An 11,286-nucleotide genomic window follows, 5' to 3' on the forward strand; every position below is an offset into this window, starting at 1 on the left:
GCCCGCTGACCGGGCCGAACGGCGCCCGCGCGGCGCCAGGCCATGCGCTGTGCCTCGGCACCCTCGGCGGCGAGGCGATGCGCGACTGCCTGGCCCGGCGCCCGGTCTTCGCCTCCACCGCCCTGTTCGAGCCCTTCGGCCTGGCGGTGCTGGAGGCGGCCCAGGCCGGCTGCGCCCTGGTCCTGTCCGACATCCCGACCTTCCGCGAGCTATGGGCCGATGCTGCGGTGTTCGTGCCGCCACGCGACGAGGCTGCCATCGCTGCCACCATCGGCGGAGTGCTGCGCGACCACGAGTTGCGGGAGCGGCTGGGCAACGCCGCGCGCCGGCGCGCGGCCCGCTTCACCATCGCCGCCATGGCCGACCGGATGGCCGGCCTCTATCGCGACCTCGCGACCACGGCGGCGCGGCGGCCCGCGCGGGAGGCGGCGGAATGAGATTCGTCTACTTCACCCATTCCCTGCGCTCCTGCTGGAACCACGGCAACGCGCATTTCCTGCGCGGCGTGCTGCGCGAGCTGATCCACGCCGGGCATGAGGTCGCCGTCTACGAGCCGGCCGGCGCCTGGAGCCCGGCGAACCTGCTGCACGATCACGGCGACCGGGCGCTGGACGCCTGGCAGCGGGCCTATCCCGAGCTGTCCTCGACCGCCTACGGGCCGGATCTGGACCTGGAGCGGGCGCTGGACGGCGCCGACGCCGTCATCGTCCATGAATGGAACGACCCCGCGCTGGTGGCCGCCATCGGCCGGCTGCGCCGCCGCGGTGCGCGTTTCACGGCGTTGTTTCACGACACCCATCACCGCGCCGTCAGCGACCCCGAGGCGATCCACCGCTTCGATCTCGACGGCTATGACGGCGTGCTGGCCTTCGGCGCCGCCCTGGCCGAGGTCTACCGGCGCTGGGGCTGGGGCCGGCGCGCCTTCGTCTGGCACGAGGCCGCCGACACCCGCCTGTTCCGTCCGCCGGACGAAGAGGCCCCGCGCGCCGGCCTGATCTGGGTCGGCAATTGGGGCGACGAGGAGCGCAGCACCGAGCTCGATGCCTTCCTGTTCCAGCCGGCCCGGGCGGCCGGGCTGCCGCTCGACATCCACGGCGTGCGCTACCCGCCGGAGGCGCTGTCCCGCCTGGCCGCCGAGGGCGCCCGGTATCATGGCTGGCTGGCCAATGCCGAGGTGCCGGCCGCCTTTGCCCGCCATCTCGCCACGGTCCATGTGCCGCGCCGCTTCTATGTCGAGCGGCTGCCGGGCATCCCGACGATCCGGGTGTTCGAGGCGCTGGCCTGCGGCATTCCGCTGGCGTGCGCGCCGTGGCACGACACCGAAGGCCTGTTCCGGCCCGATGAGGATTACCTGGTCGCGGAGGACGGGGCGGAGATGACCCGCCATCTGACCGCCCTGCGCGACGATCCGGAGCTGCGCCGCAGCCTGGCCGCCAGCGGTCTGGAAACCATCCGCGCCCGGCACAGCTGCACCCACCGCATGCGTGAGCTGCTGGCGATCCTGGCCCGGCTGCGCGCCGCCACCCCGATGGAGTCCGTCGCATGAGGATCGCCTTCTACGGGTCCAGCCTGCTGTCCTCCTACTGGAACGGCGCCGCCACCTATTATCGCGGCCTGCTGCGCGACCTCGCCGGCCGCGGCCACCGCGTCACCTTCTACGAGCCCGACGCCTTCGACCGGCAGGCGCATCGCGACATCGACCCGCCCGACTGGGCCGAGGTCCGCGTCTATCCCGCCACCGAGGACGCCGCGCGCGACGTGATGGCCGAGGCGGCCCGGGCCGATGTGGTCGTCAAGGCCAGCGGCGTCGGCGCCTTCGACGACCTGCTGCTTGAGGGCACGATGGCTGCGGCGCGGTCGGAGGCGATCCGCATCTTCTGGGACGTCGACGCCCCGGCGACATTGGCGGAGCTGCAGCGCGGCGGCCCCGACCATCCGCTGCGCCGTGCCCTGCCGGATCTCGACATGGTGCTGACCTATGGCGGCGGCCCGCCGGTGGTCGCGGCCTATGAGGCGCTCGGCGCCCGGCGCTGCGTGCCGATCTACAACGCGCTCGACCCCGAGACCCATCGTCCCGCGCCGGCCGACCCGCGCTTCGAGTGCGACCTGGCCTTCCTGGGCAACCGGCTGCCGGACCGCGAGGCCCGGGTCGCCGCCTTCTTCCTGGCCCCGGCGGCGCGGCTGCCCGACCGCCGCTTCCTGATCGGCGGCGCCGGCTGGGAGGGTCGCGCGATGCCGCGCAACACGCGCTGGATCGGCCATGTCGGCACCGCCGACCACAACGCCTTCAACGCCACGCCGCTGGCGGTGCTGAACATCGCCCGAGACAGCATGGCGGCCACCGGCTTCTCTCCCGCCACCCGGGTGTTCGAGGCGGCCGGCGCCGGCGGCTGCCTGATCACCGACGCCTGGGAGGGCATCGAGCTGTTCCTGAAGCCGGACGAGGAGGTGCTGGTCGCCCGCGACGGCGCCGAGGTGGCGGCGCATCTGCAGGCGCTGGATCGCGACCGGTCGCAGGCGATCGGCGCGGCCGCCCGCGCCCGGATCCTGGCCGAGCACACCTATGCCCGCCGTGGCGCCCAGGTCGACGCGCTGCTGCGCGAGGCCGCCGCCGCGAAGCGCGAAAGGACCGCCGCATGACCCGCCCCCTGCGCCTCGTCTTCATCGGGCTCAGCCTCTCCTCCTCCTGGGGCAACGGCCATGCCACGACCTACCGGGCCCTGCTGCGGGGGCTGGCGCGACGCGGCCACGACATCCTGTTCCTGGAGCAGGACCAGCCCTGGTACGCCGAGAACCGCGACCTGCCGGATCCGGACTTCTGCCGCCTGCAGCTCTACTCCGGCTTCGATACCCTGCCGGCCCATCGTGCCGAGGTCGCGGCCGCCGATGCCGTGATCGTCGGCTCCTATGTCGCCGACGGCGTTGCCATCTCGGCCTGGGTGCAGGGTGTCGCCATGGGGGTGACCGCCTTCTACGACATCGACACGCCGGTCACACTGGCGAAGCTGGAGCGGGGCGACTTCGAATATCTGTCGCCGGAGCTGATCCCCGGCTTCGACCTGTACCTGTCCTTCACCGGTGGCCCGACCCTGCACCATCTGGTGGAGCGCTACGGCGCCGCAGCGGCTTATCCACTGTATTGCTCCGTCGACACGGAGGCCTACCGGCCCGCGCCGCAGCCGCCGCGCTACGATCTCGGCTATCTCGGCACCTACAGCCCGGACCGCCAGCCGATGCTGGAAAGGCTGCTGCTGGAGCCGGCGCGCAGGCTGCCGGATCTCCGCTTCGTCGTCGCCGGGTCGCAGTTCCCGCGGGACATCCGCTGGCCGGGGAACGTCACGCATGTCGAGCATGTGCCGCCCCGCGACCACTGCGCCTTCTACAATTCCTGCCGCTTCGCGCTGAACGTCACCCGCAGCGACATGATCCGCGCCGGCTACAGCCCCAGCGTGCGGCTGTTCGAGGCGGCGGCCTGCGGCACGCCCGTGATCTCCGATCGCTGGAACGGCATCGATTCGATTTTCGCCCCGGGCATCGAGATCTGCCTGGCCCGCGGCAGCGACGAGGTCGTCGGGCTGCTGACCCAGTGTCCCGAACCGCTGCGCCGGGCCATCGGCGAGGCGGCGCGGCAGCGGGTTCTGACGGAGCACTCCTCCGACCGGCGCGCGGCGGAGCTTGAGGAAACGCTGGTGCGGCGGGTGGACGAGCTGGCGAGGCAGCGCCGCGTCCATGCCGCCGCGGGTGGTGGCGAGCGAGGCCGGAGCCGCGAGGTTCCCCCGCATCTCCGGGTCGTGAAATAGGCGGACGTCAACGAGAGAGGATGATCATGAAGAACGGCAAGCAGCGCACCGCCATCGTCGCCGGGGGCGCCGGCTTCATCGGATCCCACCTCTGCGACGCCTTGCTCGCGGACGGGTACAGGGTCGTCTGCCTGGACAATTTCCGCACCGGGCGGCGGGACAATCTGCGGCACCTGGCGCGCGATCCGCGATTCGACCTGGTCGAGGCCGATGTGATCGCATCCGTGCCCGCCTCGGTCTCGCGGGGCTCCGCGGATCTGGTCTTCAACCTCGCCTGCGCCGCCTCGCCGCCGCAATACCAGTCGGACCCGGAGCACACGATGCTGACCAGCGTGCTGGGCACCCGCAACCTGCTGGCCCTGGCCGAGCGCAAGCGGGCGCGGTTCCTTCTGGCCTCGACCAGCGAAGTCTATGGCGACCCGGAGGTGCATCCGCAGGCCGAAAGCTATTGGGGCCATGTCAACCCGACCGGACCCCGCGCCTGCTATGACGAGGGCAAGCGGGCGGCGGAGACGCTGACCTTCGACTACGAGCGCGCCGGCCGGGCCGCGGTGCGGGTGGCGCGGATCTTCAACACCTACGGGCCGCGGATGCGGGCCGATGACGGGCGGGTGGTGTCGAACGTCATCACCCAGGCGTTGGCCGGGGACGACATCACGGTCTACGGCACCGGCGGGCAGACCCGCTCCTTCTGCTATGTCGACGACCTGGTCGAGGGACTGATGCGCCTGATGGCCTGCCGGGCCTCGCCGGGCGGCCCGGTCAATCTCGGCAATCCGGCGGAGCTCACCGTATGCGAGCTGGTGACGCGGGTGCTGGCCCTGACCGGCTCGCGCTCCCGCGTCGTCCGGAAGCCGTTGCCGGTGGACGATCCGCAGCGGCGCCGGCCGGACATCGGCCGGGCGAAGAGCCTGCTCGGCTGGTCGCCCCGGATCGCGCTGGAGGACGGCCTGGAAAAGACGATCGCCTGGTTCGCCGCGGCGCCGGACCGGCAGCCGGCCCCGGCCCTGCGCTTCCCCGGGATCCCCGACATCGGCGTCGCGGCCAAGGCCGGCATCGTCACACCCTGAAGCTCATCGGTCCCTGACCAGATGGAAGGCGAGCCCGTCCCACAGGGCGAAGGGGCGGGTTCCGGCGCGGCGCAGCGTGAAGCCGCAATCCGCCGCCAGGGCTCCCAGCTCCCGCCGGTCCGCCGCCACGTCCCCCCGGTAGGAGTGGTTGAGGATCAGGAGATGGCCGCCGGACCTCAGCACGCGCGCCGCCTCCTCCACATGGCGCCGCACCAGCGCCGGCCCGGCGAATACGAGATAAGGGAAGCTGTCGGCGGCCAGGATCGTGTCGATCGTCGCGTCGCCGATGCCGGCCAGGTCGCGGCCCGAGGTCCGGCGGATCTCGACATTGGCCAGCCGGGCGCAGCGCCGCTGTGCCTCCGCCACCATTCGGGCGGAGATGTCGAGGCCGATCACCCGCCGGACGCTTCCGGCGATCGCCGCGGCGAAGCGGCCGATGCCGCAGCCGAGATCCAGCACCGTGCGATCGGGCCCCAGCAGGCCCCATTCCGCCATTCGCCGCACCACCTCGTCCGTCGCCAGCGCCAGCCGGCCGGGATCGCCGAGCGAATGCAGCGCGACGCTGGCCTCGGGCGACACGCCGGCGGCGCGGTCGAAGGCCAGGGCAAACGCCTCGACGGACCGCGCCTCGTCCCCGGCCACCGCATCATGCCGGACCTCGCGCAGCACCGCCTGGATGGTGGTCCAGGCGGCCGGATGCTCGGCATGCAGCCACCGCAGCGCCTGGAGCCGTCGCCGGGTCGCGATCTCGCCGGGACCGATTGCGGCGTCGACCCTGTCCAGAAGCATGGTCAACGTCTCTCCGCCGCCAGCCCGGATCAGGAGCTGGGTCAGGGCGGATGCGACCGGCAGCTCTCCCGTCAGGCAGCCGCGGAGAGCCGGCCGCAGCGCATCCGGGCACCCGGCCACGCCGATCGCCTCCTCGATCGTCACGCCGGGCTCCGCCGGAAGCTGCGGCGGCGATTCCAGCGGTCGACCGCGCCCCAGGCGTATTTGTAGGGCTCCCGCCCCCGCAGGAAATGGAACTCGCGCCCGCCCTCGCGGATTCCGGCGGCGATGGCATGGCCCGTCAGGATCGACCCCGGGCTTTCATAGGCATAGTCCGGGTCGAAGCCGCCGAGATAGGCATAGGTCCGGCCGCGGGCGGACAGGCCGTGGAAAGCGCCCGCGACCCTCTCCCCGATCCGAAGCCGATAGAACCGCGCCAGGCCGCAGCGGACCAGGCCGGGCAGCGCTGCGCGGTGAAAACGCTGAACGGTATCGTCCTGCAGCAGGCCGGGCTGGCCACGACCCGACCATCGCGCGCCGTGCAGGCGCAAGAGGTCGTCGAGAAACCCGTCCGCCACGCCTTCCACGGCCTCGATCCGGATGGCGCCACGCTTCTGCGCCAGGGTCAGCGCCCGCCGCAGCTGCTTGCGGCGGCGGGCCGGGACGCAGCCCGAAAGATCATCCGGCCCGGTCAGGGCGAGGGTCGGACAGGCGCTGTGGCCATGAGCCGATTCGGCGCAGCCCCCGGGGCAGCGCAGCCGCAGAGCCGCCGCGCCCGGCGCCAGCTCCTCCAGCTCCCATGACTGCCAGTCGAGGTCCGCGGCCGCACCTGCGATCGCCGGCCCCACCGGCTCGGCATGGTCCGGATCGATCAGCACATCCAGATAGTCGGTGGTGCCGAGCCCGAGCAGGAGCAGCCGCCGGCCGAGCGCGCCGTCTTCGAGATAGAGCGGCGCGAGGCCGACCAGGCGCCCGTCCTGCCGCACCGCGATCGTCCGCAGCCGGCCGGGTGCGAAGCTGCGCCACCAGGGCAGCAGCCAGGCCGGGGACTGGAACGGCGTCGCCTCCGGGCAACGCGACCAGAGCTCCCACCACTCCGGCTCGAGCGCGGCCAGCGCCGGCTCCTCCGTCAGGAGCTCGGCAGACGGGATCATCGCGCGGCCCGCAGGGCTGGCGCGGTCGCAGCCAGTTGCCGGTAGACCGAGAGATAGCCCTGCACCATGCGGTCCAGCGAGAAGCGGCGCACAGCCTCGGCGCGGCATTCGGCCGGGTCGAGGCCGGCGGCGGCGCGGATGGCCTCCGCCATCTCCGCCGCGTCGCGGACCAGGAAGCCGGTGCGGCCGTGATCGACGATCTCCGGCAGCGCGCCGTTCGGGAAAGCGACGACCGGCGTGCCGCAGGACAGCGCCTCCATCGCCACCAGCGAGCTCGTCTCCGGGCACAGGCTCGGCACCACCAGGCAGCGCGCGGCGGCCAGGAACCGCCGCTTCCGCCGCAGGCCGAGCGGCCCGATGAAGCGATGCCGGGCGTCCAGCCGCGGCACCACCTCATGCTCGAAATAGCGGAGATGGGCGTCGTAGGGGAACAGACGGCCTGCCACGAGCAGCGGCACATCGGCCTGCCGGGCCGCATCGAGGGCGAGATGGATGCCCTTCTCCGGGCAGATCCGGCCGAGCATCAGGGCGAAGCCGCGCCGGGCGTGCGGGCCTGCGCCGTCGCCGATCGAGACACCGTTCGGGATCGGCGGCAGAAGCCGGGCGCCGGAGGGGGCCTCGCGGCACTGGACTTCGGACACGCCGTGCAGCCAAAGGTCGGGGCGTGCAGGCCGCAGCTTCTCGGCCGGGTACCAGCCGAGAGGCAGGTGCAGGGTGACGAGCGTCGGCCCGTCCGCCGGCAGGTAGGCGTCGAAATCGATGCCGTGCAGGTGCACGAGGTCGACCGGCCAGCGGCGCCGGCATTCGGCGATGGTCCGGCGCTGCGCCGCCCAGGCCCGCTGCCGCGCTGCGTCGTCCAGAGACCCGCTCTCTGCCGGGATCGGGCATAGGGTGCCGGCGGCCTCGGAGCCGTCGCAGGCCACCACCAGCGAGCGGTGCCCGGCCGCCACCAGGGCGCGGTCGAGGGCGGACAGCACCTGCTCCGCCCCGCCGACCGCGTCGGGGCCGACCGGCGCCAGCGGATAGGCGACGTTGAGGACGGTCAGGGCCATGGCGGCGGGTCGAGCTCGAGCCCGGCGACGGCCGCGGCGACGAGCCCGGGCCATTCCCGGCCCGTCATCCCCCACGGATAGGCGTCGTAGTGCAGCCGGCCGCCATTCGGCAGCTGCCCGAAGTCGTAGGCCGGTGCCCGGCGGAACCGTTCGACCCGGTCGGTGAACGGCGCCAGGGTCCGGCGCTGGGTCTCGTGGCAGGCCAGCATCCGGCGCTTGATCTCCCAATCCGGCTCGTCCAGCTCGACCACGATCTCCGGCGGGCCCGGCGGAAAGCGCTGCAGTGCCAGGCCGTCGGGGCCGAGATGATAGAAAGCCATCTCGGCGAGGGCGGGTGCGGCGGCGCCCTGCCGCTGCATCAGGCGCCGGGCGGCGTGGACGGCGAATCCGGTGGCGTCGTGGTCCGGATGGCCGCCTTCATAGGGATGGGTCAGCACCAGCCTCGTCCCGCGCGCCGCGAACTGTCCGGCCAGGGCGCGGGCGACGGCTGCGAGGCGCCGGCAGGCCTGCTGGTCCGGTACATCCAGGCACAGCAGCGCAGCCGCCGGTATGCCGGCAACCGCCATGGCGGCGGTCAGCTCCCGCTGCCGGGCCGCCGCATAGTCCTGCCAGGTGGCGAAGCCGTAGGTCCGCGCATCCTCCAGCCCGCGCGGCGCGCCGTCGGTAACGTGCAGCACGGCGATTCCGGGCAGGTGCCGCAGTTGCCCGCCGATGCCGATCGTCTCATCATCGGGATGGGCGACGACGACCGCCACCTCGGCCGGTGAGACCTGAGTCCCGGCCAGGGTGGACAGCAGGGCCTTCGCCGTGGCGCCCATGGGTCAGCCCAGCGCCATCCGCGAGGCCCGGATCTCGTCCCGGCGGTCCGTGCCGTAGCGGCGGATCATGTCGGCGCAGAAGGCGGCGAACTCCTCCCTGTCGACCGGCGGGCTGGTGTGGTGGGGCATCAGGCCGCGATGCTCCGGCGTGAAGCAGAAGGTGACGGTGACGTCGAAATCGGCCAGCGCCTCCATCTGCCGGTCGAACCAGGCCAGCGCATCGGGCCGGAAGCTGTCGGCCCAGGAGAGGCCGGTGCGCAGATATGTGACGCCGAGCCGCTTCATCCAGGCCACGGCATCGTCCAGCCGGTGGTCCTGGTAGTGGAACCACTGGCACAGGCCCAGAGCCGGCGCATGCCGGGCGAAGCGCTCCAGCGCCGGCTTCGGCGTGCCGTCCTCGCGCAGCAGGCCCATGTAGAAATGCCGGTAGTAGGACGAGCCCTCGGCCTCCTTGTGCCGGGTCGTCGCCTCCCAGGCGCTGGGCAGGTCGTACAGGCTGTACCAGTGGATGCGCGGCGCCCGGCCGACGAGAAGCTCGGCGGTGCGGTCGAGGCCCCAGGCCTGCACCTCCTCCGCCCCGAAGCTGGAGACGCCGACCTCGCTGACCCAGACCGGCAGGTCGGTGACGGCCCGGATCTCATCCAGCTTGGCGGGCCATTCCCCGATCTGCCACAGGTTCCAGTCCAGCGGGAAGCCGTGCACCGCCACCGCGTCGAGGCGGTCCAGCACGCCGCGCCGCTTCATGCTCTCGATGAACACCGGGTCGATCGGCGAGATGCCGCCCAGCACCTTCGGGATGTCCGGGTTCTCGGCGGCGATGGCGTCGGCTGCGGCGATCGCCATGTCGGCGAACAGCGCCCAGTCCGGATCGAGCTCGCGGTCCCAATGCGACTTGTTGTTCGGCTCGTTCCAGATCATCGCCGCTTCGATCATGCGCTCCTCCCGCGGTTCGGATAGACGGCGCCCTCCCCCGCCGGCCGGCCGGCGGGGCGGCAGAGATAGACCTCCGGCTCCGGGTGCCCGGCGATCTCGAAGCCGGCGCTGCGCAGCATCGCCTCGACGCAGGCGCGGTTCGGCACCCACCAGTTGGTCGGGTCGTCGGCGTAGCGCTGCTCGATGAAATGCAGCTTCGGGAAGTCCGGCCGGTCGAACAGCGCCTCGTTCCAGAACGGGTAGTTCGATTCCAGCGGCCCGACCTCGGCGCTGCCGCGCTGCATCGACTGGAACACCATCAGGTCGCGGACCACATGCTCGCGCACCAGGTCCAGCGCCAGCAGCGGGTGGCGCAGGTGGTACAGCACGCCCATGAACAGGACGATGTCGAAGCGCTCGCCCAGCGACGCGACGTCATAGACCGAGAGATGCCGGAACTCGATGTCGAGGTCCGCGATCTCGGCGGCGAAACGGGCCTGGGCCAGGTAGCTGTCGTCGAAATCGACGCCGAGCACCCGGTCGGCGCCGCGCCGCTTCATCTCCAGCGAATAGAAGCCGCCGTTGCAGCCGATGTCGAGCACGGTGCGGCCGCGCAGATCCTGCGGGATCGCCTCGGCGAAGGCCTTCCATTTGACCGCCGGATAATCGCCCAGGAAGTGGTCGGGCGCGGTGGCGACCCCGTCGAGGTCGATGTTGTGGAACCACGGGCCGAGCGCCTCGGCCCGACGGCGGATCTCATCACCGGACATGCGTCCCATGCCTGATGCCTCCGTCATTGATCGCGGATAGGGGCGCCGAAGGAACGGCCGGCGGGCCTGCCGATCGCCACCCGGGCGGCAGCCGCGGCGCCGGCGTCGGCCCCCGAGACGGCATCGCCGAGCAGCCCGATCGCCGCGCGGTAGCCGTGCAGCGTGCCGACATCGACATAGGACAGCCCCGATCTGACGCCCACCGCCCGGCCACCCTCGGCCAGCCAGGCATTGACCAGCGTGCCGATGTACTCGTCGCGCCGACCGCGCCGCAGCCACAGGGCGTGCAGCTGCCGCAGCTCGGTCCCCGTCATCTTGAACGCGCCCCAGATCCAGCGCGTCCGGGCATCCGCCTGCTTCACCTGGATCTCGCGTACTGCCCCCTGCCCGTCCAGCACGACGGCGTCGAAGAATTCGGGCCGGTCGACCGGGAACAGCAGGAAAGACAGGCCGTCGCCCGGCAGGTCGGCGAAGCCGTCCTTCGGGAACCAGACCGTGTCGGGCAGGCCGACCAGGACCGGCTCGTCCGGCTGGATCAGCGGCAGCGCCCGGAAGATCGCGTCGCACAGGCCGGAGGGCTGCGGCTGCACCACATAGGCGGCGGCCGCGCCGCCGTAGTCGCTGCCGTAGTATTCCAGGATATCCGATTTGCCGGGGGCGATGACGAAGCAGATCTTGTCCGCCCCCGCCTCGATCATCCGCTCCAGCAGGTACTCGCTGACGGCGCAGGGCCGCTCCTCGCCGCCGTCGATCCGGCTGCCGACCGGCAGCAGCTCCTTGGAAAAAGCCAAGGGCTGGATCCGGCTGCCGCGTCCCGCGGCGGGCACGATGCCCCACATCGGTCAGGCCTCCAGGGCAATGGGTTCGGCCGGCGCCGTCCGGGCCGAGGCGAGCAGCGCCTCCAGCTCGGCGGCCCGGCGGTCGGAGCTGTGCTCGTCCAGC

Annotated in this window: 12 protein-coding genes; 5 read left to right on the top strand and 7 right to left on the bottom strand. The window is 72.3% G+C overall.

Annotated features, from left to right (window positions below; translation table 11 throughout):
- From P409_RS14370 to P409_RS14390, 5 genes are all read left to right on the top strand, one after another.
- On the top strand, positions 1–437 hold a 437-nt coding region (locus tag P409_RS14370), incomplete at its 5' end, for a glycosyltransferase family 4 protein (RefSeq protein WP_152613376.1).
- Positions 434–1,546 (top strand): CgeB family protein, encoded by a 1,113-nt coding sequence (locus tag P409_RS14375; protein WP_034837800.1) that lies wholly within the window; start codon positions 434–436, stop codon positions 1,544–1,546. The genes P409_RS14370 and P409_RS14375, both read left to right, overlap by 4 nt.
- A complete protein-coding gene (locus tag P409_RS14380; protein ID WP_034837804.1) occupies positions 1,543–2,640 on the top strand; it encodes a CgeB family protein in 1,098 nt (365 codons plus the stop codon). Before P409_RS14375 ends, P409_RS14380 begins: the two co-directional genes overlap by 4 nt.
- Positions 2,637–3,800, top strand: a complete 1,164-nt coding sequence (locus tag P409_RS14385) for a CgeB family protein (protein ID WP_052120620.1) — start codon at positions 2,637–2,639, stop codon at positions 3,798–3,800. The genes P409_RS14380 and P409_RS14385 overlap by 4 nt, the downstream gene beginning before the upstream one ends.
- Positions 3,801–3,826: 26 nt before the next feature.
- Positions 3,827–4,870: a UDP-glucuronic acid decarboxylase family protein gene (locus P409_RS14390; protein ID WP_052120622.1), complete on the top strand. Its 1,044-nt coding sequence runs from the start codon at positions 3,827–3,829 to the stop codon at positions 4,868–4,870.
- Between the two features lie 3 nt (positions 4,871–4,873).
- On the opposite strand, the gene P409_RS14395 is transcribed toward P409_RS14390, so the two are convergent.
- Genes P409_RS14395 through P409_RS14425 form a run of 7 tightly spaced genes read right to left on the bottom strand, consistent with a single transcriptional unit; the run spans position 4,874 to position 11,183 of the window.
- Positions 4,874–5,803, bottom strand: a complete 930-nt coding sequence (locus P409_RS14395) for a class I SAM-dependent methyltransferase (protein ID WP_152613377.1) — start codon at positions 5,801–5,803, stop codon at positions 4,874–4,876.
- Positions 5,800–6,792: a GNAT family N-acetyltransferase gene (locus tag P409_RS14400; protein ID WP_034837807.1), complete on the bottom strand. Its 993-nt coding sequence runs from the start codon at positions 6,790–6,792 to the stop codon at positions 5,800–5,802. The genes P409_RS14395 and P409_RS14400 overlap by 4 nt, the downstream gene beginning before the upstream one ends.
- Entirely contained in the window at positions 6,789–7,844 is a 1,056-nt protein-coding gene (locus tag P409_RS14405; protein WP_034837811.1) for a glycosyltransferase, read from the bottom strand. The genes P409_RS14400 and P409_RS14405 overlap by 4 nt, the downstream gene beginning before the upstream one ends.
- Complete coding sequence (locus P409_RS14410) at positions 7,835–8,662, bottom strand: PIG-L deacetylase family protein (RefSeq protein WP_034837816.1); 828 nt, start codon at positions 8,660–8,662, stop codon at positions 7,835–7,837. Before P409_RS14410 ends, P409_RS14405 begins: the two co-directional genes overlap by 10 nt.
- A gap of 3 nt (positions 8,663–8,665) precedes the next feature.
- On the bottom strand, positions 8,666–9,595 hold the full coding sequence (locus P409_RS14415; protein ID WP_034837819.1) for a glycoside hydrolase 5 family protein: 930 nt from the start codon (positions 9,593–9,595) through the stop codon (positions 8,666–8,668).
- Positions 9,592–10,353 (bottom strand): TIGR04290 family methyltransferase, encoded by a 762-nt coding sequence (locus P409_RS14420; protein ID WP_034837822.1) that lies wholly within the window; start codon positions 10,351–10,353, stop codon positions 9,592–9,594. The genes P409_RS14415 and P409_RS14420 overlap by 4 nt, the downstream gene beginning before the upstream one ends.
- A gap of 14 nt (positions 10,354–10,367) precedes the next feature.
- The gene (locus P409_RS14425; RefSeq protein ID WP_034837824.1) at positions 10,368–11,183 is read right to left on the bottom strand and encodes a nucleotidyltransferase family protein; all 816 of its coding nucleotides are present in this window, start codon (positions 11,181–11,183) and stop codon (positions 10,368–10,370) included.
- Positions 11,184–11,286 lie beyond the last annotated feature (103 nt).

It is taken from the genome of Inquilinus limosus MP06, from assembly GCF_000767795.1.
Lineage (GTDB): Bacteria > Pseudomonadota > Alphaproteobacteria > DSM-16000 > Inquilinaceae > Inquilinus > Inquilinus limosus_E.